Source organism: Psychrobacter sp. DAB_AL43B (assembly GCF_900168255.1).
Lineage (GTDB): Bacteria > Pseudomonadota > Gammaproteobacteria > Pseudomonadales > Moraxellaceae > Psychrobacter.
The window spans coordinates 1,511,124-1,537,363 of record NZ_LT799838.1 but is presented as its reverse complement, the minus strand read 5'-3'; the positions used below and the strand labels follow the sequence as shown (position 1 = coordinate 1,537,363).

Sequence of the window (26,240 nt, the reverse complement as noted above, 5' to 3'; positions counted from 1 at the left end):
TTAATTTTAACTCAAAAGAACAATTGAAAAACTTCGTCCAACTCACTTTTATTCATTTGAACCAAAGGAATGTTTATGGCTGTTTATAACGCCCCTCTTAACGACATGCGTTTTATCCTAAATGACGTATTTAAAGCTCATGAATTTTGGCAAAACAACGAAAGCTTATCTCATGTTGACATGGAAACGGTCGACATGGTTTTAGAAGAAATGGCAAAAATCTCCAAAAACATTCTGCTGCCTATTAACCGTAGTGGTGATGAAGAAGGCGCTACATACGAAGGCGATGGCGTTGTGAAGACTCCGGCAGGTTTTAAAGAAGCTTATAAGCAATATGCGGAGTCTGGTTGGGTTGGTCTTGGCGGCAATCCTGAATACGGCGGTCAAGGTTTTCCAAAAATGGTAACCATGCTAGCGGAAGAAATGGTTTTTACAGCCAACCAATCGTTTGCCCTTTACCCTAACCTGACCGTTGGTGCGACACTATGTTTGAATGCTGCCGGTAGTGATGAGCAAAAACAAACTTACCTAGAAAAAATGTATTCTGGCGAATGGTCAGGTACGATGTGCTTAACTGAACCGCATGCAGGTACAGATTTGGGTATCATCAAAACCAAAGCCGTCCCAAACGAAGATGGTAGCTTCAACATCTCAGGCACCAAAATCTTTATCACTGGCGGTGAGCATGACTTAACCGACAATATCATTCATTTGGTATTGGCAAAAACCCCAGACGCCCCTGCTGGTTCAAAAGGTATCTCGCTATTTGTTGTGCCAAAATTCTTGGTCAACGAAGATGGTAGCTTAGGCGAGCGCAATACGCTAGCAGCCGGCTCTATTGAGCACAAAATGGGTATCAAAGCCTCTGCGACTTGTGTGATGAACTTTGATAATGCCAAAGGCTGGATGGTTGGTCCAGAAAATACTGGTTTATCATCCATGTTTATCATGATGAACTATGAGCGCGTGACAATGGGTCTGCAAGGTCTTGGTGGTACTGAGCTTGCTTATCAAAATGCGGCACTATATGCACTCGATCGCGGTCAAGGTCGTAGCGACACGCAAATTCAAAGCCCAGAAAAACCGGCTGACGCTATCATTCACCATGCCGATGTACGTCGCATGTTATTAAATGCTAAAGTAAACTCTGAAGCATCACGCTGTTTTGCGATGTATGTTGCCAAACAACTTGATACGGAAAAATTCAGTACTGACCCTGAAGCGGCTCAAGCGGCGGCGGCTCGTGTGGCATTATTGACACCAGTGGCTAAAGCATTCTTAACCGATAAAGCGCTAGAAGCAACGGTTGATTGCCAGCAAGTATTTGGTGGTCATGGTTATGTGCGCGAATGGGGCATGGAACAAATCGTTCGTGATACGCGTATTGCCCAGATTTATGAAGGCGCAAACGGTATTCAAGCCCTTGATTTATTAGGTCGTAAAGTTGCACGCAATGAAGGTAAATACATCACCCATTTCTTAGGTGAAATTCGTGATTATATCAGCAGCATGCAAGCTGACCATGGTATCAAACAAGCCACATTAGACGCCGCTGATACCGTTGAAGAGCTAACCAAAACAGTTCTTGCTAATATTAGTACGCGTAAGAGTGAGATTAATGGCTGTGCGGTAGATTATCTACATACGGTCGGTTACTTATGCTACTCATATATGTTTGCTATGATGATAGAAGCCGCTGATGGCAAAGAAGGTGAGTTTTATACCAATAAAGCCAAGCTTGCTGACTACTTCGTTGGTCGTGTTTTACCACGCATCGATGCCCATGCGCAAATGGTCAAAGCAGGTAGTGATCCGATTATGAGTTTTGATCTTGACTACTTTAATATCGCGATCAGCTAAGTGGCTCTTACATACGTGATTGTCATAATTAATTTATAAAATACTTATTAAAGGGACAGTGCATACTGTCCCTTTTTTTGCCCAAATAGTGTAAAAAAATTAAAAATGGTATTAAACATTACTTAAAAAACTGTCTAAAAATTATCTAAAAAATAACTGCTAACAAAATAATTAACCTTATAGGCGTGCTTGCGATTAAAATAACGCAAAGCTGAAACCGCTTTAGCTTAACTGAACCACTTATAAAATTTTCAACTCATAAAGTAATAGTGATATTTATTGCAAACTTATTGTAATGTTATTGCAATATTGATAGCGCCATTTACTGCAGAAAACACTAAAAAACTACTATAAGCCCCTATTGCATTGCAAATACTGAATAATAACAATGATTGAATTAACCATAATGAAGGATGCGATGTGTCAGAAATAAAACACATTTTACAACAGATTACTGCACTGAGTGATGTACCTGATCCTGCAGTACTAAAACGTTTAATCGATGAGCTTCGGGTCAGTGATAAAGAACCCTGTTTAGCCAATCAAAATATGCAGCATCTGATTGAGGTTCTACGTCAGCATCCAGAGTATGGAGATGGACTGTCAAGCTTCGTTCTAAAACTCATTATTCAATATCGCCAAATTGCCCTCTACACTGATACTGGCATCATGTCAGATCAGGGATTTTTTATTAGCTTACGCCGTTTAATGGGTCATCGTTTTTTGCCGCTATTACCGCAAGAAGACTCTGTGGTCGAACTGGTTGGGTATTTGTTTGATAAACGCACTGATGAGCGCTGGCTGAGCAATATCGATACAGAGAAATGGGATGCGCTGGTTGATTTACTCAAAGTCAATGATGAGCATTTAGACTTAGTTGCTACCGCAAAAAATAGCATTTTAAACGCCATCATCATTTTATCTTATCGTATTAGCGGCATTGGTTTACATCCAGATTTAATGGAATCTTATCCGCAAATGCTGAACTATTCAGCCGCATTCGTCGCACAAAATCAAGAAGCCGTATTATACGTCAATCAATATCGGGAAGCGCATGAGCTTGATAACTTAACGGATATCATTCCAGAAAAAGCCGTCGATCCAGCGCCTTTATTGGTCATGATTGAACAATGTGAAGACATCGTCGCCACCATACGTAAGCGCATTTATAAAACCGGTATCTCCATCCGTTTGACTAACATGATGTTACGCTTAGATCAAAGTTTACAGCGTATGCGTATTTTAACTGAACTGGTCTCAGACAACCACGATAAGCGTGATCAGGCAGTAATAGAGCTGATTCAAGCACTGATTACCACTGCTAGTCGCCGCTATAGCATCGGTTATTTGATTGACAACAATACCAAGCTGCTATCGCGCAAAGTCACCGAAAATGCCGGCCGTGTCGGCGAGCATTATATTAGTACCGATAAAGCCGGCTACCGAAAGATGTTTAAAAAAGCCTCTATTGGCGGTTTTATCATTGCTTTTATGGCTACTACTAAGATATTGACGTACCACCTAGCACTTGCTCCGATGGGGCGTGCCTTTATAAATAGCATGATTTATGGGTTGGGTTTTGTTTTTATTCATATCGTCCATGGTACGGTCGCCACCAAGCAGCCAGCCATGACTGCTGCTGCTATCGCCTCTACCATATCGGATGCCTCTGGGAAAAAATCACACCAACTTAACAAGCTATCAGAATTGGTGGTCGATATTTTGCGTACCCAGTTTGTCGCGATTATGGGTAATATTATGGTAGCAATACCGGTCGCCCTTATTATCTCTTTTGCGTGGCTACAGTATACGGGTACGCCGATGATCAATACTGATAAGGCGGCGCACCTACTACATGACTTAGACCCCTTTCGCTCACTAGCGCTACCTCACGCTGCTATTGCTGGCGTCTATTTATTTTTATCCGGTCTGATTGCAGGCTACTATGACAATTTAGCTGTCTACAACCAAATCGGTGCCCGCATTCAGCGCCATAGACTTCTAAAATACTTACTACCTAAAGCATGGCTTCAGCGTCTAGGCGGCTTTGTAGAGTCCAATCTGGGCGCTATTATGGGCAATTTTATATTCGGGGTATTCTTAGGTAGCACCGCAACGATCGGCTTCTTATTTGGTTTACCGATTGATATTCGCCATATTGCCTTTGCCTCAGCCAATTTGGCTCATGGCTTATTTAATATATCCGCCAATCAATTGGATTGGCAGATTGTGCTACTTTCTGTCCTTGGCGTTGGGCTTATCGGTATGGTCAACTTAATGGTCAGTTTCTCATTGGCGCTATTCGTAGCATTAAGATCAAAAGAGGTGAAGTTTGTCGATTGGAGTCGTCTGACCAAGCAGCTTTTTAGTCACATCTTGACCCATCCATCTGATTTTTTCTGGCCACGTGATAAGCCAATGAAGTACGCGCGTATCGATAGCCAAGGACATATGATTTTTGACGATACAACTTCTAATCAAAGCGGACACCCCATACCCAATAACTATGTGGTGCGCCGCTTATCTGATGTGAAAATATTGCCTAAATCTAAACAGAAAAGCATGCAAAATGAGCAAGCGGTAACAGACATAGATTATAGCAATCAGACATCGAATGATAATGTTGATCCAGCATTAAAAAGCCGTGCAGCACATACCACGACTAATCAAGTAAGCACTAAAAAGACTATTGATCTTGATGATGGTCTGATAGATGAGGAACTGAACAGCGTCCCTTATACTCAGGATATTCAGTATGATAAAGCTCATACAGCGTTCAATGAGGGTAATCAGACGATAGCTGATGATGAAAGTAATGATAGCAATCCTGATAACAAAGCCGCTGGCGATGCCAAAACGCCGCTGCCTAAACCAAAAAAACCACCAAATCTACCCAGTTAATGGGGCGATTTGATGGCTTCTAGATTTACAATGATAGCAGCAAAATTACAGCACTAAAATGATGGCAGTAAGATTAAGATGCTAAGATGATGGCAGCAAGCAATGCGCACTTGACGTTATGGCTTTGCCATCACTCAAACGATACGCCAGTAGATGATTGCCCCAAACGCAGCCACCATCAAGCGCACGCGCATACGGCAAATCAATCTCACCTTTAAGCGCGGCCCAATGACCAAATAGTATCTTACGGCTACGCGGTGCGTGCCATTCAAACCAAGGTAAAAAATCTTTTGGCATGGACTCATCTAAACCTGCCGCAAAACTGAATTCAAGCGACCCATCCTGCTTACATAAGCGCATACGAGTAAAATAATTGGCAATCGCTCGCATTTTGGTAAAACCATTAATGCCTGCATGCCAATCATCGGCCGTCTTGTTATATAAATGTGGTAATAATTTATCGAGCTGCTTTAAACTACCGCGTAGCTGTGATTCCAACTGCTGTGCATAGTTTGCAGCTTCCTCAATACTCCAATGCGGTGGAATACCAGCATGTACCAATACCGTATGCTCATCAGGATAAGCCAATATGGGCTGATGGCGTAACCAATCAAGTAATTCATCACAGTCATCGGCGGCAAAAATCGGTGCCGTCTTATCTTTTTTCTTAATTTTCGTCACCCCGCGCCATACTGCGAGCAAATTAATATCATGATTGCCAAGCACCGTTGCTGCTGCGCCCTGCTCACACAATGCTTTGACATGACGCAAAGTATTTAACGAGTCTTCACCGCGTGCCACCAAGTCACCGGCAAACCATAATTTATCTTGGGTAGGATCAAAATCTAATATTTCAAGTAGCTGAAGATACGCAGCATAGCAGCCTTGCAAATCACCGATGACATACTGCTGGCGAAAACTCATAATACCTCGATGATTTGTATGTGATAGTTTTTGTATGGTCATTTTTTATGATAGAAATTGACTCTTATTATAGGTAAACATCAGTTAAATGTATCGATAACTTCTGTAGAATAAGTTCAAAATAGCATATATACGATTTTTACAATATTCTGCTGGTATAAATTTTTCTCGCTTACTGTGCGCTTCGCCAGACAGAGGCTTCGAGAAACTTATACTAGCAATACTGCATTCTTTTTAAAGTGAATCGACTATATGTTGATGCATTTAAAGCTACTTTAATAATTTAAACCTCTACCTTGCGTGCCTGATTGCTTAAGTTCACAAAATCTTTCACACTTAATGTTTCAGGGCGGGCTTGTGGGTCGATAGCGCAAGCCGCAAAATCCTCTTCGCTCAACGTCGGTAACAAGGTCGACTTCTTAAAGATAGCGCGTAACGTCTTACGGCGATGATTAAAGGTTTCGCGTACAACAATCGCAAAATACTCTTCATCTTCTGCCACGACTGGCTTATTAATATGCGGCGTTAGTCGAAAAACAGCACTGGTCACTTTCGGTGGCGGATTGAATGCGCCGCGGGGTACGGTCAGCAAATAATCTGTATCGCAGTGATATTGCATGATGACAGACAAGCGGCCATAGGTCTTACTACCGACATCAGCAGTAATCCGCTCGACCACCTCTTTTTGCAGCATAAAGTGCATGTCTTGAATCACATCGGCATAGCTGAGCAGATGAAATAAGATAGGCGTAGAGATGTTATATGGCAGATTACCAACTACACGTAGCTTACCGCGCTCATCGCTGTATAGCTCACGATAATCGACATGCATAGCATTGTCTTTGATAATCGTAAAGTTTGGATGGCTGTTGGCACCGATACGAATACGCAGGCTATCTGCCAAATCACGATCCAGCTCTACCACGGTCATCGCATCCACTTCTGCCAATAATGGCTCAGTCAAAGCACCCATACCCGGCCCAATCTCAATGAGATTATCATCGCGCTCTAGACGAATGCTCTCAACAATCTCACGGATAACACTACGGTCATGTAAGAAATTTTGACCAAAGCGTTTACGTGGTTGGTGTTTGGCAGCGCGTAGGCTGTTAGAAATAGACTGAGCATCAAACGAAATTTTGGACATAAAAAATTCTTAATAGATAAAAAAGAAATGGTCGATAAGGCAATGCCAGCGATATACTGGCTTTATAATGGCAAATTATAACACAGCTCATAATTAGGCTGTATTTTTGAGACACTTTATTAGTAAACCGCCCCTACCTTAGCACAACCGACACAGTGCCTTTTTTGGTTCTTAAACCATTTGCTATAATATGGTTCCCTAGTGAGGACTTAAATCTTTGGCTGTAGGCTACATACACTAATAGGTAGAGCTATTAAAATCATGACAGTGTACTTTGTAGTGTACAGAACGTTAGCTTTTTAAGCTTAAAAATAGTCATCATGATCAAATTTTCTAGATAGCTTTTATAGGAATAATTGGGTTTGCCGTGATGGCGAGCTTCTTAATTCTACTGCTTATACTTAGGATCGGATTTAAACCTATAGTTAGAATTAGTAGTACATTTTTCAAAAATATCCTGATCAGTTGCTTTGTTATAGCTATCTTGTAATTGTATCCTCGCAACACTTTGTTGGTCAGTAGTACAACTACTCCGATTCTTATAATCTTTTCTTTTATCGAGATTTTGATTATTCCAATCAAAAATACCGTAGTTACAAGCGGATAGACTTAAGCAGAAAACGATTGCCATAATACTAAAAAGCATTTTCTCCAATGATTCCATGATGTTATCTTCCTCAAAAGTGGTTCAAAGTAAGTTTGGTTCCCTATACAGGCATCGAACTGCTAGTATTGTATGTATATTAATAACTACGAAATCGTTAGCAGAGATCAAAACAGTCAATGGGTAATTCAATGATAAAGATAGAACCAGTAATGGACGCAGATATTGTTCCAGGTATTCAGGCTGCTGGTATAAAGTTAGGGATAAGTTTTGACTATTTTAAAAAAAGCACAGAACATATTTATAAACCTACGAAGGAAGAATGTGATGTGCTATCAACTCATAATTTATGGTTTTTTTTCCATAGAGATGAGATGACTATAGGTGGTATACATATAAATGAGATTTATTGCTACTGGGATAATAATATAGTTTTAGAGTTCAGTGGAGATGAATCCATATTAACTGGCATACATGTAATGAGCAAATATTCAGGGTATTTGTTAAAAAAATTAAAAATAGGGGATAGGCTTGATCTACTGAAATACGAACTTGGATTTTATTTTTACTATGGCCATGGAGATACTCATTACCTAAAGCCAAATCCGTTGGAATCAGAAGATATACTAGAAGGAGTGTATATTACTACAAATTATCTATTACCTTATTCTGCTGAATATCCAGATCATATTGTTACAGCAATCACAGTATATTTATAAATACACCGAAATCATTAGCGACTGTTTAGGCCCAAGCCTAACGATGAATCAACATAGTCAACTGGTTCCCTTGGGGTATACCCTAATGGAACCACCTAATCAGTGTCATTAATCAATTAACAGACTACTCAAAATAGACTGCTATAGTGGAACCACTTATATTAGGTCGTGTTTGACGATTCATAAATAGGTATTACTCACACTAAAATTATCCAATACTGCGTTACACATCTCGCTAAGGCACCGACTTATACAAGAGGTCTATTAATAAGCGATTTATCTGCCATCTCATTTGCCATTAATAATGCTTGATACAAGCTAGTGGCACTAGCGCCGCCCCGCCCTGCCAAATCAAGCGCAGTACCATGATCAACTGATGTACGAATATAAGGCAATCCTAAAGTTAGATTGACGGTATCGCCAAAACCGTGGGATTTAAGTACTGGCAAACCTTGGTCATGATACATAGCAATCACCGCATCACAATTCGCCAAATGCCTTGGAGTGAATAGCGTATCAGCAGGCATCGCCTCAGAGATATCTACGCCAGCCTTTATAAACTCTTGTAATACTGGATTAATAATATCAATTTCTTCCGTACCTAAATGCCCACCCTCGCCAGCATGTGGATTAAGACCGCAAACCAAAATACGTGGCTTCGTTAAACCAAACTTCTCTTGCATATCATCGATAACAATTTGTACCGTTTGGCGCACATTATCGGCGGTAATAGCGGCAGGCACATCTTTTAACGCCAAGTGTGTCGTAACGAGTGCCACTTTCATGGCTTGATTGGCGAGCATCATGACCACTTTATCACAGCCACTTTGCTGCATAAAAAACTCAGTATGGCCACTAAACATGGTGCTATCTAGCAGTTTAATACCTGCATCGATCAGCGCAGATTTTTGTAGTGGCCCCGTTACGATAGCGGCAACCGTATTACTTGACGCCATCTGGTGAGCAATATCTAATTGCTGAGCGACCATCAGAGCATTATTAATATCAATATGACCTGCGACTACAGGGGCGCCACAAGGAATATCAAGTAGAATAAACGTATATTTATTATCATTATTAGAAGCAGCTGTCTGCTGTGCAATTTGCTCTACAAAATCATCAGCATTCACTTGTGCCGTGATTGTTTGCCAAGAGGGACAAGTGGTTAACACGCCAGCAGCGACCAATTTATCAGCTCGTGCTTGCATAGCTTCAGCTTCAGCAGTTACCCAGATAGGTCGCGCAAAATCCTGTAACTTACCTTCTTGTGCTAATAGCAGTACCACGTCCATACCAATACCAGCAGGCTCTCCAGTTGTGATTAATAGCGGTAATTTTTTTTGCATATCTGACATATCCTTCATAACAACAGCACCTTTATATTTATAGTAAACAGTTAATTTTATTGTATTTTTTAGTATTAAAATAAATTATTACATTCATGTTGTATAGATGATTTCTTTACCTATTACAACCCCAATCTAGGCTCGATAGTTACTTATAGAGCCCGAAAAAATCGTATTATGTGTTAAACTTTCGCTTTTCATTGTAGCATCTACAAGCAAACACTGAGGTCATGTTTTGGTACTTCTATCATAGCGACGCATGGCGCTTTATTTGCTGTATCATCACTCAGCTAAACTCTCATATTACATAATTTTTATCACGACTTTTATACCGACTTTTGAAATATTAGGCACTCATGGCAGATACCGAAAAAACCGACGACTTACTCAATCAAACACCGCCGCACAATATCGATATTGAAAAGGCCTTGCTTGCATCTTTGATGAGTATCGAAGAGGCATATGACAAAATTGCAGATATCGTCACCAAGGACGACTTTTATGCTGGACGACACCAGTATATTTTTGATGCTATTGCCCATTTAGCAGCGGTCAACGAGCCTTATGATACGGTCATGGTACATGACTGGTTGGAGGCACAAAAACTGCTTAAAAGCGCCGGTGGTGACAGCTATTTAGCGGATATCTTGAGCCAAAGCCCAGCGACTTTATTTAACCTGACTGCTTATGCTCAGCGCGTACGTGAGCTATCTACGCTACGTCAGCTGATTACCACTGGCAATGACATGCTAACCCTTGCTTATAACCCAAAGGATCAAACGGTCAGCGACATTCTAGACAACGTTGAAGCAAAAATATTTAGTATTAATGAGCAGCATAATAAACGTGCTGAGCAGCGCGGACCCGTTGGTATTACCTCAGTATTGACCAATGTCATTGATAAAATACAAGAGCTTAAATCAAACCCCGATGGCATGATTGGGCTACAAACACCATTTGTAGAACTAAATAATAAAACCCAAGGTTTACAAGCAGGCGATTTAGTTATTGTGGCTGCCCGTCCATCGATGGGTAAAACGACCTTTGCGATGAACTTGGCGGAAGGGATTTTATTTAATGAAGATCTGCCAGTCGTAGTATTTTCGATGGAGATGCCAGCAGAATCTATCGTGATGCGTCTGCTGTCATCGTGGGGCGCGATTAATCAGACACATCTGCGCTCTGGACAAATGAATGAAGATGAATGGGCAAAAATGATGAATGCCATTCAGCATTTGCAGTCAAAGCATCTTTATATTGACGACAGTACAGCTTTACCGCCTTCAGAGCTGCGCTCGCGTTGTCGCCGTATCGCCAAAAACCATGACGGAAAGTTAGGCGCTATCATTGTCGACTACCTACAATTAATGAAAGTTCCTGGTCTTGATACCAACCGTGTTGGAGAAATCTCTGAGATCTCTCGTAGCCTTAAAGCGCTGGCACGTGAGCTTGAATGTCCCGTCATCGCCTTATCGCAGCTTAACCGTAGTCTAGAAAATCGCCCTAATAAGCGACCTATTATGTCGGATTTGCGTGAATCTGGTGCGATTGAGCAGGATGCGGATTTGATTATGTTTATCTATCGTGATGAGGTTTATAATGAGAATACAGATCACAAAGGTGTGGCTGAAATCATCATTGGTAAACAGCGTAACGGCCCTATTGGCACCATACGTTTGGGTTTTGAAGGACAATTTACTCGCTTCATCAATTTAACCCCAGAATATTATCAAAATGCCAGTTTCGAGAATGATGAGTAATAAAATTGACAGATAATAATTAATAAAAATAGCCAGTGATTCATCAGCTAGATTGATGACTCACTGGCTTTATAACTTTATTATTTTATAACTTTGCTAAAAAGAAGCCGATTATGCGCACTATTACTATTAAACCAGCAGCCATTATTCATAATCTTAATCAGGTTAAAAAACTTGCACCACAGGCTAGAGTATTGGCGATGGTAAAAGCCAATGCCTATGGACATGGCGTGGCTGCTGTCCTGCCAGCGTTGCAACAAGCCGATGGTGTCGGAGTAGCAACTTTGATAGAGGCGCTAGAAGCAAGGCAGTTGGGCTGGGACAAAACGATTGGTCTTATCGAAGGTGCATTTACTAGCGATGAATGGCGACAAGCAATTGAATATGATATCAGCTGTGTGATTCATCATGCGCCGCAATTAGCGTGGGCATTAGAACACACGCCACCCGCTAATAGCGCAACCCAAGTCGTTTGGCTAAAATACAATACTGGCATGAACCGCCTAGGTTTTAATGATCAAACCATTATTCCGGCGGCCAAATTGCTGCATGAAGCAGGATATCAGCTGATTTTGACCACCCACTTTGCCAATGCTGATGACCACAATCATCCATTAAACGCTATTCAAATCCAGCGTTTCAATGACATGCTTAGTACTTTGCGAGAAACGATCAGCGCAGATACCAAAGGCTCATTGTGCAATTCAGCTGGCATCGTCAATTTCTCAGAGCATCATCACGATTGGGTACGTCCAGGTATTATGTTATATGGTAGTGCGCCTGTCATCGATCAAAGTGCGCGTGAGTTAGGCTTACAACCAGCCATGGATTTTAGCGCACAAATTATCGCTCTACAAACGATCAACGCAGGTGATGCTATCGGCTATGGTAGTCGCTGGTTGGCGCAACAAGACACTAAAACCGCTTTGGTCAGTGTCGGCTATGGAGATGGCTATCCACGTGTGATTGGTGATGATGCTTATGTTTCCGTCATTGACGCCATAAATCATCAACGCTATCCATGTACTGTAATTGGACGGGTAGCAATGGATATGATTGTCATCGATGTCAGCAACGTACCAGAAAGCATTGCACTAAATAGTAAGGTAATACTGTGGGGCGACGCGCCACACGTCGATGAAGTCGCCAAGCATGCTGGTACAATTAGCTATGAATTGCTGTGTCGCCTGAGCGCGCGCCCAAATCGTATATAAGTCTATTCATTACAATCATCGTACTAGATCACAACTAATTGGCTGCTAGTTTGAATGACCGATTAATCACGGCAAATTGGACGTTTACATTGAAAGTAATTACGCTATACTAAAAGTTTGTTGTCACCACGGTATCGCTACTAATGCGATGCTATTGACGGCTGATAACGTATCATTTTTCATTGACTGTGTTCGACTGCTAGGATTGCTATGAGCTTGCGCCATTTTTTAACCTTATCTGATTTAACCAAACAAGAGCTAGAGAATCTCATCAAACGTGCCAGCGAGTTGCGTAAGATGCAACATGCTGGTGAGATTTATCAGCCTTTTGTCGGTCGTACGCTAGGTATGATATTTGAGAAGTCATCAACCCGTACGCGCATCTCTTTTGAGACGGGTATGGGTCAGTTCGGTGGTAGTGCTATTTTCTTATCGCCAAATGATACCCAGCTTGGACGTGGTGAGCCGCTTGAAGACTCAGCGCGTGTGATATCGAGCATGGTCGATATCATTATGATTCGCACCTTTGGGCATGAAAAGGTTGAAACCTTTGCTGAATATTCTAGCGTGCCGATTATCAATGCGCTAACTGACGAATACCATCCCTGCCAGTTACTGGCAGATATGCAGACCTATTACGAACACCGCGGTAGTATCGAAAATAAAATCGTGACTTGGGTTGGTGATGGCAATAATATGTGTGCCTCTTATATGCAAGCAGCCAATCAGTTTGGTTTTGAGTTGCGAGTAGCAGCTCCTTATGGCTTCGAGCCAGATCCTGAGCTAATGAAACGCTTTTCGCATTGCGTTAGTATTGTCGAAAATGTGCAAGAAGCGGCCAAAGATTCGAACTTAATCGTCACTGATGTATGGGCAAGTATGGGACAGGAATCTGAGCAAAACACGCGCGCACGCCGTTTTGCCTCTTATCAAGTCACGCCATCGCTATTAGACAAGGCTGACCCTGACGTGGTGTTTATGCATTGCTTGCCTGCCCATCGTGGCGAAGAAATTTCTCATGATATGCTTGATGATCCACGTTCAGTGGTATGGGACGAAGCTGAAAATCGCTTACATGCCCAGAAAGCACTGATGGAATTTTTATTAAAAGATAAGATTAAGCTGCCTGCATAATCAAAATCTTATTTAGATAAAAGAAAGCGGCGCACAAAAAAGGCAGATTACGCTAAGTGATCTGCCTTTTTTATGGTTCAAATATTTTGAGCTATCAATATTAAACAACAATTAGCGCGTTATGGTTTGCACCCCATCACTACCCGCCTTTAACAAAACATCTGCTTGATTGGCGGCAAAAATACCGTTACACACCACGCCAACGATATTATTTAATTGCTGCTCAAGTACTAGCGGATTGCTGACATCTAAATCATAAGTATCTAAAATAACATTACCATAATCAGTGACAAAATCTTCACGATATACTGGATCACCGCCCAACTGTGCTAATTGCCGTGCGACATATGAGCGCGCTTGCGGTAACACTTCTATCGGCACAGGGAACTCGCGTCCAAGGAACTCAACCACTTTACTGTCATCGACCATGCAGACAAACTTATTGGATGCTGCAGCGACGATTTTTTCACGTGTAAGCGCGCCACCACCACCTTTAATCAATTGCAAATGCGCGTTTACTTCATCTGCACCATCGATATAAACATCAAGCGTACCAGCGAAGTTTAAATCAACGATTTCAATGCCAAGTGCGCGAAGTCTATCTTCTGTAACTTGCGAGCTGGCCACTGCACCGGCAAGCCTGAACTTAGGTAGCAACTCAATTAGACAATTAACCGTACTGCCCGTCCCCACGCCGAGTATCATATCGTCTTCAATATAGCGTAACGCGGCCTTAGCAGCAGCTTGCTTTTGTGCGTGCTGATCACTCATCATAAATCCTTGGCAAGATTAATTTATCAATGTAAAAGAGGTAAAGAGGTAAAATGCGCGGCCATTATAACTGATAGCGATAACCAATGGCTATAACGGAGTCGGCCTGCTAACCACTTTAATTTACCCTTTATTTTTGTTGATGTTTTTTATAAGTGCCACTCAATCCTTATAAGGCTATGTCAATTGCTATAGCCTTACCCCACTCTCAACATCGAAAGGGATTGAAAAAAGAAGAGCATCTCACTAATCTATTGTTTTCGACCAAGAATACAACGGAGTCATGAGATGCCCATAGACGAATTTATCATCAATATCTATTTAATGGTAGAGCAATATTACAAAATAGTCGTCACCAAACCCTTGCGAGGTGCAGGTTACGCGCCAAAGCTGAGTGATCCTGAGATTATTTGCATGGAACTGGTCGGTGAATTTTTAAACCTTGATCAAGACAAACAGATTTGGCAATACTTTACCCAGCATTGGCAATCTTGGTTTCCAGCCATCGGCTCATATCCTAACTTCGCAAAGCATTGCGCGAATCTGTGGCAGGTCAAACAGCGGATACAAGATACAGTCAGTCAACTTGAGGGCCGTGACAACATCCATTTTATGGATGGTTTTCCGATACCCGTCTGTCATTATGGACGCGCTTATCGGCATAAAAACTATCAAGACGTAGCGGCTTTTAGCTACTGTGCAGCTAAGCAAGAGAGGTACTATGGCTTTGAGGGACATTTGCTGGTTAACTTATCGGGCATGGTTAAAGGCTTTACCGTTGCCCCTGCCAATGTTGATGAAAGAGCGGTTGCGCCTGATATTACTGACAATATCCATGGTTTGCTCGGCGCTGATAAAGGGTATATCAGCCCTAGTCTGACATCGTACTACGACGCTCAAGGAGTGGATTTACAAACGCCACTCAGAGCCAACATGAAAGAGGATAGACCCAAACCGGTGGTAAGGCGGCTGATGAAAACCCGCCGTATCGTTGAAACAGTCATTGGTCAGCTATCAGAACGATTTAATATACAAAGGGTACGAGCAAGAGATTTATGGCATTTGTCTCATCGATTGATTCGTAAAATTCTGTCACATAATCTATGCTTTGTACTCAACAAAAAACTTGGTAACCCGCCACTTCAGTTTGATTTGCTTATTTCAAGTTGAGAGTGGGGTATAGCCTTATAAAAATACGCATGAAAATTGCAATTGCGCCTTGCAAGATGCTAAAAATCAGCATAGGCTAATCTATTTCATTTTTATCTTCATATATCACCTCTTTATTTATCATCTAGATTAGGAACCGTTATGCTGTCACACTGGGTACGAGCCATCTTGCAAGCCACCGTCTATGACGTTGCCATTCAAACGCCACTTGAAGCGGCACCCAAGCTGACCCAACGTTTTGCTAATGATATTCGTTTTAAACGAGAAGATTTACAACCGGTCAAATCCTTTAAATTGCGCGGTGCTTATAACCGTATCAGCCAATTGAGCGATGAGCAAAAAGCGCGTGGCGTTATTTGTGCCTCAGCAGGCAACCATGCGCAAGGCGTTGCCTACTCTGCAAGAAAATTATCACTAAACAATATTATTGTGATGCCGACCACCACACCTGACATCAAAGTAGATGCGGTTAGAGCACTTGGCGGAAATGTCGATTTATATGGTGATAGCTTCGATGAAGCCAATCGTTATGCGATCAATCGTGCTGAGACCGAAGGTTTGACCTTTATTCCACCCTATGATGATGAGCTGGTAATTGCCGGACAAGGTACTATCGGACTTGAGCTGACCCAGCAGTGGCGTAATATGGACTATGTTTTCGTTGCCGTTGGTGGCGGTGGTCTTATTTCAGGCGTCGCAGCGTTTTTAGGTGAAGTTGCCCCGCATGTCAAAGTTATCGCTATAGAAGCTGAACAATCAGCCTGTCTAAAAGCCGCGCTTGAAGCAAATGAGCGCGTTAAGCTTGAACAAGTCGGACTGTTCGTCGATGGTGTGGCAGTTGCACAGATTGGCGAATTGCCTTTTGATATCGTTCGTATGCAGAAGAGCGATAAATCAGGGCCTGTCGTCGAACCTGAAGTCGTGACTTGTAGCAATGATGAAGTATGTGCTGCCGTCAAAGACATCTTTGAAGAGAATCGCAGTATTGTTGAACCCGCTGGTGCGTTACCAGTCGCTGGCATGAAAAAATATATAGAAGCCAATAATATACAAGGCAAAAATTGCGTGGCCATTATCTGCGGTGCCAATATGAACTTTGACCGCCTACGCTATATCGCTGAGCGTACTGAGATTGGTGAAAAAAAGGAAGCCATCTTTGGTGTAACTATCCCTGAGCAGACTGGGGCGTTCTTAAACTTCTGTCGTAGCCTACACGGACGTAATATTACTGAGTTTAACTACCGTGCAGATAGCAAAAAATCACCAGACTCTATGGATCCTGCAGCAATCTTTGTGGGTATTGCCCTAAAAGAAGGTGATAAAGAGCGTCAAACCATTAGTGATCAATTGGCCGCTGATGGTTATGCAGCACATGACTTAACTGATGATGATATCGCGAAATCGCATATCCGTCATTTGATTGGTGGTCATGCCCATGTTGAAAATGAGCAATTATTAAAAGTAACTTTCCCAGAACGCCCAGGCGCTTTGCTTACTTTCTTAGAAAAACTTGGCGACGATTTTAATATCACCCTTTTCCATTATCGCAATCATGGTGCTGCCGAAGGTCGTGTATTGGTAGGTTTACAAGCTTCTGAGGGTAACTCTCGCCAGCTGCAAGATGCCCTTCTTGATATTGGTTATGACTGCACCATGCTCAATGACAATATTGGTTATCAGTTGTTTTTAAAGTAGATACAATAGCTGTAAGTTATCATCTATCAGTGCGGTTTTTTAATCTAAGTCATTAAAAAACTGCACTAATGATTTAATAGCGATTATTCGTTTATAGTAATTATTGATGAGTACTAAGTAGTGATAAAAAAGATATTAATGATGGTAGTGTTATTAACCTTAGCACTTGTGGGTTATAAAATCCTCCAACCTAAAAATTCTACAAGCAACTCCACCACTGATGTTACGACTGACACTTCAACTGAGGTTGCATTCACCTCTACTGACTTTGATGATATAGACATACCTCCAACGTATGTTGATTCAGGTTCAGATCCGAATTCAACATCAGTTTCGGCAGTAAAACCAACATTAGCTCCACAACCAGCAGCGCTCAGCTTTTCATGTGATGGCAGAAAGCATTGCTCTCAGATGACTTCGTGCGCAGAAGCGACTTATTTTATACAGCATTGTTCCAATACAAAAATGGACGGTAATAATGATGGTATACCTTGTGAAAAACAGTGGTGTAACTGATTTTATATAAAATATAAACTGAGAATATCATGCACATACCTTCAATTTTTGCCGAAGAAAATCTTGAAAACATCCTTAATTTTATAGCAGCTAAGCCATTAGCCTCCTTGATTGCGCAAACCAGCAAAGGCATTGAAGCCTGTCATATTCCTTTGTTTTGGCATGATGATCATTCACAATACGGCTGCCTTTATGGTCATTTCGGTCGGAAAAACTCTATTTATCAAGACGCCTTGCCAGATACCTTGTGGTTAATTATTTTTCAAGATACAGGGCATTATATCAGTCCCAATTGGTATCCCAGCAAAGCAAAAACTCATAAAGAAGTGCCCACTTGGAACTATCAAAGTATACATATTCAATCTAAGATAGAATTGATCGAAGATACAGACAAGCTTAAGTGGATACTGGAAACCATGACCGCGCAGCAAGAGATCGTTTCAGACAACCCTTGGTCATTAGAGGATGCACCCGCTGCTTATATCGATGCTATGTGTCGAGGCATTATCGGCTTTAAACTTCCTATAGATTCCATCCAAGCCCAATTTAAATTAAGCCAAAATAAAACAGCAGAAAACATCGCAGGTGTGATCACTGATTTAGAGAAGTTAAATACAAACGATGCCGCAGCGATGGCTATAAAAGTTGCCGAGTGCAATCATCGTTAATTTGACTCTATCACGCTTACTATAGTCGATTCACTTTAAAGAGAATATAGTATTGCTGGTATGAATTTTTTGAAGCCTCTGTCTGGCGAAGTGCACAGCAAGCGAGAAAAATTTATATCAGCAGAGTGTTGTGATAGTCGTACGTATTTTATTTTGAACTTACTATATATACGACTAACCGTAAAAAACTGTTTGCAAATATCAAATATGCCCTAATCTCATTGATAATATCTTATTTTAAATCAATACAGACATTAATGCAGAGTAGCTATTATGAAAAATAATATGGATGCTAAAAATCAAGGCTTAGCCAAAATCCGTCTTGATAAATGGCTGTGGGCGGCGCGTTTTTATCGAACACGCACGCTTGCCAAACAAGCTATCGAAAGCGGACGAGTACACTATGGCGGTAGCCGTGTGAAGACCAGTAAAGAGATTTCGGTCGGCGATGAATTAACTATCCGCCAAGGTTCAGCGACCGCGATGACTGAAAAAACCGTGCTTGTCGAAGCGCTAACTGCGCAACGTGGTAATGCTACTGCTGCCGAAGTGCTATATTCAGAGACTAAGGAAAGTGAAGAGCGCCGTGCCTATTATGCCGAGCAGCGTAAACTTGCCAATCTTGCCCGTCCTGATAACAAACCTAATAAAAAAGAGCGTCGTGATTTACAACGCTTTAAAAGCAGTCAAGACTAATATAGTCAGTTCAAAATAAAAGTTATACGATTGTAATAACGTGCTATTGCTATCATTTTTTCTTGCTTGCTGTTCGCAGGCATGACAGAGGCTGCAAAAAATTTATAGCCAATAGCACTGTATCGTTTTTAAAGTGAATCTACTATAGCATTAACAGCAGCCGCTCTCACTCATTGCAAAAATAATAGGGTCAGCAGCTATCTATTATTTAGCGGACTGAATGACCCTATTGTTTAGTCTCTGCCCTTGCCATTCAAGGCATTAACCGTTACGCTATAGCCAATTAATTCACTCGATAGCATGCTCATAAACCACACTACCAATGCTGGTTTTGATAGCATGTTTTTTTGTTGTTATAATTTATTATTATAAAAGGTCATCATATGCCAATCAAAGCCTCTACTCCCTCATCTGTCCTATTGGTTTGCTTGGGGAATATTTGCCGCTCACCAACTGCCGAAGAGATTTTTCGTCAGCAAGCAGCGATTGCAGGACTGTCAATGAAGGTCGATTCAGCGGGTACGGGTGATTGGCATATCGGTCATGCGCCCGATGAACGAGCACAGCGCCATGCCAAAGCTCATGGTTATAACATCAATAAATTGGTTGCGCGCCAAGTCAGCATTGATGATTTTCGCGATTTTGATTTAATCTTAGCGATGGATGCGCAAAATTTAGCGGATCTGCAATCAATCAAAGACGGTATAGCAGACACAGAGAATAATTTAGCTAAGCTGGCGTTATTCAGTGAAGAAGACCCTACCTATGGCGGCGACGATGTGCCAGATCCTTATACAGGCGATGCAGATGCGTTTGAAGAGGTGATTGAACGCATTGAATCAAGTGCACAAGGGTGGATCGAAAGCTGGAAGATATCATAGCAATAAAGCGCGATATTTCTGCTACTTTTATACCCAGCATCCTTTATAATAAACACCGCATGATTTTTTGTTTATTTGCCCTATAGGCTATGTTATGACCTCAGCTTCACGCCTTAATTACAGCGCTAAACATGCTCAATATGAGCTGCCAACTGATGACGTAGCAAGTTTATCATGCCGTCAAACATTGGATTTATCCCATAGCAATACTATGGCTTTAGCGTGTATTGCCGATGCTGTCGTGACATTGACGGATGAGGCGCAGCTTGATGCTTTTATGGCACACTATGTAGAAGATGCAGAGCATAAGCAGCCATTATTCGTACTGTCTGGCGGTAGCAATGTGTTATTACCCGCGCAGCTAAATGCTATCGTATTGCAACCACAGATGCGCGGTATCCGTGTGACGGCGCAAACAGATAGCCATGTTGATATAGAAGTCATGGCAGGTGAAAATTGGCATGACTTGGTTGTGCATACTGTGACTCAAGGCTGGTATGGACTTGAAAATCTTGCGCTAATACCTGGTCTCACTGGTGCCGCTCCTGTACAAAATATCGGTGCGTATGGTGTCCAGCTAGAAGATAGCTTACAGTATGTGCGCGCCTATCATTTAACAACACAAACTTGGCATCATCTAACAGCGGCAGACTGCAAGTTTGGCTATCGCGACAGCCTCTTTAAACGTCATCCCAATATGTGGTTAATCAGTCGCGTGGGTTTTCGTTTGCATACAGATGCGACAAAAGTGTTGGCCAGCTATGGCGATGTAAAAACCGTCGCGCAAAGTTATGCCGAGCAGCAAGGTCGCAAGCAGCCTGCGCCAACTGACATCATGCACGCCATTATCAATATCCGTCAGCAAAAGCTACCTGACCCTAAACAGTTGCCAAACTGTGGCAGTTTTTTTCAGAACCCTATTATTTCTCAAGTGCAATTTACAGCATTACAAGCGGCTTATCCTGCTATTGTTGGCTATGCCATGCCTGAGGCGACGGTAAAAGTCGCTGCTGGCTGGCTTATTGAACAAGCGAGTCTAAAAGGTGGCGGTATAGCGCCTATTATTACCCATCAGCAGCAAGCCTTAGTACTGACCAATCACGCCCCTTATCAAGCAAACCAAAACGATGTGGCAGTAGCCCAACAATATATCGCCGATGTCGTGTATGAAAAATTTGCGATATCATTATCGCGCGAGCCGGTGTGGGTAAATGCTAATGGCTCCATCGGGTATGACGAGCATGTGGTCTAAACAGTCATGGTCTAATCGTCTATGGCGACATTATTTGCGTTCAGCTGAACGTATGATCAAGCTGTTTCGGATTATCAATGCTACCTTTTTGCTGGGCTCAACGACGGTTATTTTAGTACTTATTAGTTTGTTTACCCCACTATTTTCACAAGCCGTTGTTTACATCTTAGCCCATTTACCCTTACCAAATATGCCATCTGCCGCCATGAGCTCGCCGCCGACTGCCTATGTTGTGTTAGGTGGCGGTCTGACCAATGACAATAATAATCAAATTATTCTAAATAGCTATAGTCTCAATCGTGCTCGTACAGCTGCGACTGCCTATCACGATCTACCCCTACCTATCGTACTAAGCGGTGCTGAAGCGCCTTGGCTTGGTCAGTGGCTGATCGAACATGGTATTGATGGCTTAATCAGCGAAAATGCCAGTATGAATACCTGCGAAAATGCACGCTTTACCGCCAAGCGCATTCCCCTCCATCATGTTTATCTTATTACCGATCGCTACCATATGGCCCGTGCTCGCAGACAGTTTGCGTTAAACGGCATCAACAGCACTCCGATTAATGCCCCTTTGCCAGTTAGACGCGATTGGATGGAACCGGCGCAAAACTTGAGTCACTCACGGCGCGCGGTTTATGAAGTTGCTGCTTATTTACGTGATGTTATACGTCCACAAGCCAACTGTCGCCAAGCCAAAGACGTGACTTCACAGCAGCTCATGACACCAAGAGGTAAGGTAGCAAAAGCACCTGATGAATAGAGCTTGCTATTAGTTGAGAAAAATATCATCTCATAAGTATCTGCCCGCCTACTTTTATCGTTACAGGTTCTCCACCACACTTGCATTAAGTGTATAATAATAAAAGAAACTGCTATTAAAGAGATTTGCCATGCTCAGTATATTTTTATTAATTCCATTAAGTCTCATGCTGTTTGTGGTGGCGATTTGGGCAGTGCGCTATGCCGTAAAATCTAACCAATTCGAAGATTTAGACAACGCATCACAGCGTATTATCTTGGATGATCGTCAAGAGCGTCGGCAAACCATACAAGCTCATGAGCGCACAGAGCCTCTTCAGCAAGACACGCATACAGCTGCAACTGACAAAGTTGATGATAAAATAAATAATGCTGACATAGAATCAGTCCATCCTTCTGATACAGATAGCAATCCAAAAATATAGCCTCGGGCTATTTTACAAATGCGTTACCTGCTTGTTTTTTCGCTAGATACGATAGAGATAAGTCGGTGCGTCCTTTACCATTTTTAGGAGAATCTTCCCATGACTACAGCTTTACTAGTTGCTGCATTGTTAATGGGTTTTTTTGGTTCACCACATTGCTTAGGTATGTGTGGCGGGCTAGTGACCGCATTTGGTCTGTCTATGAAAGACGTCAGCCCAGCTAAGCGCCGTGCATTGGTTGCGACGTATCATTTAGGTCGTCTAACCAGCTATGCATTTTTGGGCTTAGTCGCAGGACTTATTGGCACAACCTTATTAGAGCCTTTAATGAAGGGTAACAGTCTACCGCGTATTTTATTGGGCTTGGTACTGGTATTTGTCGGCGTGACCATGCTTGGCGCACCATTTTTAAGTAAACTTGAGCGTTTTGGTATGCGCTTTTGGCAGTATCTTAGTCCTGTACGCCAAAAAGTGTTTCCGCTAAACACCTTTCCGCGGGCATTGTCTGCCGGTCTTCTATGGGGATTTTTGCCTTGTGGATTGGTATATGGCGCCCTACTTATTGCAGTAGTCGCTCACAACCCATTAAGTGGCGCGGCGCTGATGTTTGTCTTTGGCTTAGGAACAGTACCGATGCTGGTTGCCACTCACGAAACGGTCGGCTGGATGCGTGACAAGATTGGACGTTTTCGCTTAAGACAGCTTAATGGCGCTATTATGGTATTATCTGGCTTAGCCATCGCTTTTGTCCCTATGATAATGATGAATATGCATGGTGGTCATGATATGAGTAGTGGTACTAATGGTGCTGGTAGTCATGCGGCAATGCAGCACGGCAGTCCTGCCACGATGATATCTGACCCAGATGACTCCACTCGTCATGATATGAGCCAAATGGACCACAGTATGCATAATATGAATGATGACTCAACGACTATGGAGGAAACTCAGTAGTTAAGTGTTATTATCATCATAGCAAAAAAACATATCAACACAGAAAAGCCCTCAACAATTTGTTGAGGGCTTTTTTAATGCTCAGCAGTTAAAGAGTTGCTACTGCTGCCACTGCTCAAGACTAAACTTAGTATCTAAATGCTTCTCTAGTGCAGGTATATTAAAAGCATCATCTTCACTCACAAAGCTAATGCTAATACCTGTTTGCCCAGCACGCCCTGTACGACCAATGCGGTGTACATAATCATCTGGCTGATCTGGCAACGTATAGTTAATCACATGGCTAACATCATCGACATGAATACCGCGTCCTGCTACATCGGTCGCTACCAAAATCGATGCATGACCGTCTTTGAAGCGCTGTAAATACTTTTCGCGTTTCTGTTGAATCACATCGCCCGATAGCATAACGATTTTATGCCCTTGGCGTAGCTTATGGTACAGACGTTTTACTTGATCCTTACGATTGGCAAAAACAATCACCTTCTCTACTGCGGTATCAGTGATGATACGCTCTAAAGCTTCTAGTTTTTGATCTTCTGTTAACAAGTAAAAATGCTGGTCTACCAGCTCACTGGTCTTATGCTCAGGCTCAATTTCGACAAACTGTGGCTCATGTAACCAGCGATAAGCCAAATTCATCACATCTTGGTTAAAGGTGGCAGAAAATAACAAGCTTTGACGATCGGTATTGGGCGGCATACGACCGACTAAGCGCTTGATATCTGGGATAAAACCCATATCCAGCATGCGATCTGCTTCATCTAATACCAGCACTTCGACACGATCAAGATATACCATGCCTTTATTCATTAAATCAATCAGACGCCCAGGCGTTGCAACCAAAATATCGACATATTGACGCTCCAGCTCATGCTGCTGGGTTTCATAATTGGTACCACCCATAATGCAGACGCTATGTAAGGAGGTGTATTTGGTCAAGGCGATACAATCATCAAATATTTGCTGAGCAAGCTCACGGGTTGGTGCCATAACGACTGCACGTGGCTCACCTAAATAACGCTCTTCATCCGTTGCAAAAGGACGCTTAAGTAACGCCTCCATTATGGTCAGTAAAAACGTTGCCGTCTTGCCAGTACCCGTTTGTGCTTGCCCAATAGCATCTTGATTTGCTAGGGTATGCGGTAGTATCTGTGCTTGAATGGGTGTCAGTTTAGTAAAACCCAAATCGCCTACCGCGCGTAAAGTAGCTGCTGAAAGTGGCAAATCCGTAAACGTCGTAAAGTTACTCAAAAAAATATCCTTTTATATAATTCGCTTGTATATCATCAATAAATAAATGACTTATTATAAGGCTTAACTGCCTCTACTAAACGATAACCACTAACCAATAGCAACCGTCAGGCAAAACTCTGTAAAACTTATAAGCATAAAAAAGCCAAGCCCATTTATAGTCTTACAAAATATGCTGCATTACACTCAACATAAGTAAGACAAGACTGGCTTGACTCAGTAGTATATCAGTAGTTTGTACAGTCATTATAGCTAAACTGCGATAATGACTGTAGCGATTACTCTTCTACTTTTCTGACTTCTTCAGCTTGCAGGCCTTTATCACCTTCTACAACGCTGAACTCAACCTTTTCGCCATCTTTTAGAGAGCGATAACCATCACCTTGGATCGCGCGGAAATGCACAAAAATATCTTCTCCGCTATCACGTTGAATGAAACCAAAGCCTTTTGAGTCATTAAACCACTTAACGATACCTTGCTCACGAGCTGACATAATATTACTTCCTAAAAAGTTTACTTAGCCCCAAATTCCTTTGCAACATTGCATATAAACGGGTACTAAGATTATGAAATCAAAATTTAAGAGTCCTACTTCACCTACTATTAGCGAAAAACAAAAGTTTTATAATGCCTTTTATTATTTAGCGTATAGTAAATTTCCTACTTCTAGCCTTTGGCAAAAAAACTAAAACCACTTTAGTAAAAAAGCGTTAATAATCAACCAAACTAGAATGAGCAACAAACATGTAATATTTATTGCGTAAAAAATATCATAACACGGGTTTTTAGCAACACAAAGACTTTTAACATGATTTTTGCCACTTAGGTTAGCTTTTGATGTAGTTTTTTTATAACATAACTGGCAAGCTGTTATCATAAAGGGATAAAGACTAGAATACTCAGCTTAGGGTATTATTTTTAGACCCTTGTTAGGCGACAGTCGAATTTTCTATTCTACGACCATTCTATTTATCCAGCCCTTATAAAAACCCTGTACGATTTATTCGCCCCTTGATAGCCATAGAGATTATTATGACCACCCCTTCTCAATCAATAAAAACGGCAAAACCTTCTCATAAAAAAAACGATATAGCCTTGACGCATCAGTTAACGCATAAGTTACTGTTAATTAATGGCGTTAATCTGAATTTATTGGGTAAACGTGAGCCTGAGATTTACGGTCATACCACCCTTGCGGATATTGAAAACTCCTTAATCAAGCGCGCCGCAGCATATGGTGTGGAACTGGTTTGCAGTCAGTCCAACCATGAAGGCAAACTTGTCGATGAGATTCAGCATCATGGACTATTGGCAGACACCAGCAATCAAGTCGACGCGATCATTATCAACCCTGCCGCCTTTACTCATACCTCTGTCGCGATACGCGATGCGCTCTTGGCGACACAAAAACCATTTATAGAAGTTCACTTATCTAACGTACATGCCCGTGAATCGTTTCGTCAACATTCTTATTTCAGTGATGTGGCCGTCGGCGTTATTTGTGGCCTAGGGCATTTAGGTTATCAGATGGCATTAGATTATTGGCTAACCAATACTTATTCCATAACATTCAATGATTAATATTT

General features: G+C 41.9%; 22 protein-coding genes and 1 pseudogene. 17 read left to right on the top strand and 6 right to left on the bottom strand.

Annotated elements, in window-relative coordinates:
* Positions 1–75 precede the first annotated feature (75 nt).
* Together DABAL43B_RS06805 and DABAL43B_RS06800 are read left to right on the top strand one after the other, a co-directional pair.
* Positions 76–1,860: an acyl-CoA dehydrogenase C-terminal domain-containing protein gene (locus tag DABAL43B_RS06805; RefSeq protein WP_079691668.1), complete on the top strand. Its 1,785-nt coding sequence runs from the start codon at positions 76–78 to the stop codon at positions 1,858–1,860.
* Positions 1,861–2,280: 420 nt separating this feature from the next.
* Complete coding sequence (locus tag DABAL43B_RS06800; RefSeq protein ID WP_079691667.1) at positions 2,281–4,761, top strand: site-specific recombinase; 2,481 nt, start codon at positions 2,281–2,283, stop codon at positions 4,759–4,761.
* Positions 4,762–4,842: 81 nt separating this feature from the next.
* Here the strand turns inward: DABAL43B_RS06800 and DABAL43B_RS06795 are convergent, their stop codons facing one another.
* Positions 4,843–5,685: a symmetrical bis(5'-nucleosyl)-tetraphosphatase gene (locus DABAL43B_RS06795; protein ID WP_079691666.1), complete on the bottom strand. Its 843-nt coding sequence runs from the start codon at positions 5,683–5,685 to the stop codon at positions 4,843–4,845.
* 283 nt (positions 5,686–5,968) lie between these two features.
* On the bottom strand, positions 5,969–6,832 hold the full coding sequence (rsmA, locus tag DABAL43B_RS06790) for a 16S rRNA (adenine(1518)-N(6)/adenine(1519)-N(6))-dimethyltransferase RsmA (protein ID WP_079691665.1): 864 nt from the start codon (positions 6,830–6,832) through the stop codon (positions 5,969–5,971).
* 816 nt (positions 6,833–7,648) lie between these two features.
* Here rsmA and DABAL43B_RS06780 point away from each other — a divergent pair.
* Complete coding sequence (locus DABAL43B_RS06780; protein WP_145952513.1) at positions 7,649–8,155, top strand: hypothetical protein; 507 nt, start codon at positions 7,649–7,651, stop codon at positions 8,153–8,155.
* Positions 8,156–8,403: 248 nt separating this feature from the next.
* Here DABAL43B_RS06780 and pdxA read toward each other — a convergent pair whose 3' ends face one another.
* Positions 8,404–9,501, bottom strand: coding sequence for a 4-hydroxythreonine-4-phosphate dehydrogenase PdxA (gene pdxA, locus DABAL43B_RS06775; protein ID WP_079693059.1), 1,098 nt, complete (start codon positions 9,499–9,501; stop codon positions 8,404–8,406).
* Between the two features lie 356 nt (positions 9,502–9,857).
* Here pdxA and dnaB point away from each other — a divergent pair, with 356 nt between their 5' ends.
* The 3 genes from dnaB (at position 9,858) to argF (ending at position 13,609) form a co-directional block, all read left to right on the top strand.
* Positions 9,858–11,261: a replicative DNA helicase gene (gene dnaB, locus DABAL43B_RS06770; protein ID WP_079691662.1), complete on the top strand. Its 1,404-nt coding sequence runs from the start codon at positions 9,858–9,860 to the stop codon at positions 11,259–11,261.
* A gap of 113 nt (positions 11,262–11,374) precedes the next feature.
* Positions 11,375–12,475: an alanine racemase gene (alr, locus tag DABAL43B_RS06765; RefSeq protein ID WP_079691661.1), complete on the top strand. Its 1,101-nt coding sequence runs from the start codon at positions 11,375–11,377 to the stop codon at positions 12,473–12,475.
* A 210-nt stretch (positions 12,476–12,685) separates the two neighbouring features.
* Positions 12,686–13,609: an ornithine carbamoyltransferase gene (argF, locus tag DABAL43B_RS06760; protein WP_079691660.1), complete on the top strand. Its 924-nt coding sequence runs from the start codon at positions 12,686–12,688 to the stop codon at positions 13,607–13,609.
* Between the two features lie 111 nt (positions 13,610–13,720).
* Here argF and rpiA read toward each other — a convergent pair whose 3' ends face one another.
* Entirely contained in the window at positions 13,721–14,380 is a 660-nt protein-coding gene (gene rpiA, locus DABAL43B_RS06755; protein WP_079691659.1) for a ribose-5-phosphate isomerase RpiA, read from the bottom strand.
* 288 nt (positions 14,381–14,668) lie between these two features.
* On the opposite strand from rpiA, the gene DABAL43B_RS06750 reads away from it, so the two are divergent.
* The 10 genes and pseudogenes from DABAL43B_RS06750 to DABAL43B_RS06705 all read left to right on the top strand — a co-directional run bounded on the left by DABAL43B_RS06750 (position 14,669) and on the right by DABAL43B_RS06705 (position 23,399).
* Positions 14,669–15,550 carry an IS982 family transposase gene (locus DABAL43B_RS06750; protein ID WP_079691658.1) on the top strand — a complete coding sequence of 294 codons (882 nt, stop codon included), beginning with the start codon at positions 14,669–14,671 and terminating at the stop codon, positions 15,548–15,550.
* 141 nt (positions 15,551–15,691) lie between these two features.
* The gene (gene ilvA, locus DABAL43B_RS06745) at positions 15,692–17,245 is read left to right on the top strand and encodes a threonine ammonia-lyase, biosynthetic (protein WP_079691657.1); all 1,554 of its coding nucleotides are present in this window, start codon (positions 15,692–15,694) and stop codon (positions 17,243–17,245) included.
* Positions 17,246–17,623: 378 nt separating this feature from the next.
* Positions 17,624–17,761, top strand: a pseudogene (locus tag DABAL43B_RS14380) (excalibur calcium-binding domain-containing protein); the annotation flags it as partial.
* 29 nt (positions 17,762–17,790) lie between these two features.
* Entirely contained in the window at positions 17,791–18,429 is a 639-nt protein-coding gene (locus DABAL43B_RS06735) for an FMN-binding negative transcriptional regulator (protein WP_079691656.1), read from the top strand.
* Positions 18,430–18,702: 273 nt separating this feature from the next.
* A complete protein-coding gene (locus tag DABAL43B_RS06730) occupies positions 18,703–19,125 on the top strand; it encodes an RNA-binding S4 domain-containing protein (RefSeq protein ID WP_413771830.1) in 423 nt (140 codons plus the stop codon).
* Positions 19,126–19,508: 383 nt separating this feature from the next.
* Positions 19,509–20,006, top strand: coding sequence for a low molecular weight protein-tyrosine-phosphatase (locus tag DABAL43B_RS06725; protein ID WP_079691655.1), 498 nt, complete (start codon positions 19,509–19,511; stop codon positions 20,004–20,006).
* 211 nt (positions 20,007–20,217) lie between these two features.
* Entirely contained in the window at positions 20,218–21,258 is a 1,041-nt protein-coding gene (gene murB / locus DABAL43B_RS06720; protein ID WP_264753852.1) for a UDP-N-acetylmuramate dehydrogenase, read from the top strand.
* Positions 21,248–22,021, top strand: a complete 774-nt coding sequence (locus tag DABAL43B_RS06715; protein ID WP_079693056.1) for a YdcF family protein — start codon at positions 21,248–21,250, stop codon at positions 22,019–22,021. Before murB ends, DABAL43B_RS06715 begins: the two co-directional genes overlap by 11 nt.
* 130 nt (positions 22,022–22,151) lie before the next feature.
* Entirely contained in the window at positions 22,152–22,445 is a 294-nt protein-coding gene (gene ccoS, locus DABAL43B_RS06710) for a cbb3-type cytochrome oxidase assembly protein CcoS (protein ID WP_079691653.1), read from the top strand.
* 99 nt (positions 22,446–22,544) lie between these two features.
* Complete coding sequence (locus DABAL43B_RS06705) at positions 22,545–23,399, top strand: sulfite exporter TauE/SafE family protein (RefSeq protein ID WP_079691652.1); 855 nt, start codon at positions 22,545–22,547, stop codon at positions 23,397–23,399.
* Between the two features lie 99 nt (positions 23,400–23,498).
* Here DABAL43B_RS06705 and DABAL43B_RS06700 read toward each other — a convergent pair whose 3' ends face one another.
* Positions 23,499–24,653, bottom strand: a complete 1,155-nt coding sequence (locus tag DABAL43B_RS06700) for a DEAD/DEAH box helicase (RefSeq protein ID WP_079691651.1) — start codon at positions 24,651–24,653, stop codon at positions 23,499–23,501.
* Positions 24,654–24,931: 278 nt separating this feature from the next.
* Positions 24,932–25,147 (bottom strand): cold-shock protein, encoded by a 216-nt coding sequence (locus DABAL43B_RS06695; RefSeq protein WP_011513806.1) that lies wholly within the window; start codon positions 25,145–25,147, stop codon positions 24,932–24,934.
* A gap of 602 nt (positions 25,148–25,749) precedes the next feature.
* Between DABAL43B_RS06695 and aroQ the strand changes: the two genes are divergently transcribed.
* Positions 25,750–26,235, top strand: coding sequence for a type II 3-dehydroquinate dehydratase (gene aroQ, locus DABAL43B_RS06690; RefSeq protein ID WP_227516775.1), 486 nt, complete (start codon positions 25,750–25,752; stop codon positions 26,233–26,235).
* Positions 26,236–26,240: the final 5 nt, after the last annotated feature.

Excerpts from the sequence above, each read along its gene's own strand:
- DABAL43B_RS06805 (WP_079691668.1), top strand. The coding sequence starts at position 76 with ATGGCTGTTTATAACGCCCCTCTTAACGACATGCGTTTTATCCTAAAT.
- DABAL43B_RS06795 (WP_079691666.1), bottom strand. The coding sequence starts at position 5,685 with ATGAGTTTTCGCCAGCAGTATGTCATCGGTGATTTGCAAGGCTGCTAT.
- rsmA (WP_079691665.1), bottom strand. The coding sequence starts at position 6,832 with ATGTCCAAAATTTCGTTTGATGCTCAGTCTATTTCTAACAGCCTACGC.
- DABAL43B_RS06780 (WP_145952513.1), top strand. The coding sequence starts at position 7,649 with ATGGACGCAGATATTGTTCCAGGTATTCAGGCTGCTGGTATAAAGTTA.
- pdxA (WP_079693059.1), bottom strand. The coding sequence starts at position 9,501 with ATGCAAAAAAAATTACCGCTATTAATCACAACTGGAGAGCCTGCTGGT.
- dnaB (WP_079691662.1), top strand. The coding sequence starts at position 9,858 with ATGGCAGATACCGAAAAAACCGACGACTTACTCAATCAAACACCGCCG.
- alr (WP_079691661.1), top strand. The coding sequence starts at position 11,375 with ATGCGCACTATTACTATTAAACCAGCAGCCATTATTCATAATCTTAAT.
- argF (WP_079691660.1), top strand. The coding sequence starts at position 12,686 with ATGAGCTTGCGCCATTTTTTAACCTTATCTGATTTAACCAAACAAGAG.
- rpiA (WP_079691659.1), bottom strand. The coding sequence starts at position 14,380 with ATGAGTGATCAGCACGCACAAAAGCAAGCTGCTGCTAAGGCCGCGTTA.
- DABAL43B_RS06750 (WP_079691658.1), top strand. The coding sequence starts at position 14,669 with ATGCCCATAGACGAATTTATCATCAATATCTATTTAATGGTAGAGCAA.
- ilvA (WP_079691657.1), top strand. The coding sequence starts at position 15,692 with ATGCTGTCACACTGGGTACGAGCCATCTTGCAAGCCACCGTCTATGAC.
- DABAL43B_RS06735 (WP_079691656.1), top strand. The coding sequence starts at position 17,791 with ATGCACATACCTTCAATTTTTGCCGAAGAAAATCTTGAAAACATCCTT.
- DABAL43B_RS06730 (WP_413771830.1), top strand. The coding sequence starts at position 18,703 with ATGAAAAATAATATGGATGCTAAAAATCAAGGCTTAGCCAAAATCCGT.
- DABAL43B_RS06725 (WP_079691655.1), top strand. The coding sequence starts at position 19,509 with ATGCCAATCAAAGCCTCTACTCCCTCATCTGTCCTATTGGTTTGCTTG.
- murB (WP_264753852.1), top strand. The coding sequence starts at position 20,218 with ATGGCTTTAGCGTGTATTGCCGATGCTGTCGTGACATTGACGGATGAG.
- DABAL43B_RS06715 (WP_079693056.1), top strand. The coding sequence starts at position 21,248 with ATGTGGTCTAAACAGTCATGGTCTAATCGTCTATGGCGACATTATTTG.
- ccoS (WP_079691653.1), top strand. The coding sequence starts at position 22,152 with ATGCTCAGTATATTTTTATTAATTCCATTAAGTCTCATGCTGTTTGTG.
- DABAL43B_RS06705 (WP_079691652.1), top strand. The coding sequence starts at position 22,545 with ATGACTACAGCTTTACTAGTTGCTGCATTGTTAATGGGTTTTTTTGGT.
- DABAL43B_RS06695 (WP_011513806.1), bottom strand. The coding sequence starts at position 25,147 with ATGTCAGCTCGTGAGCAAGGTATCGTTAAGTGGTTTAATGACTCAAAA.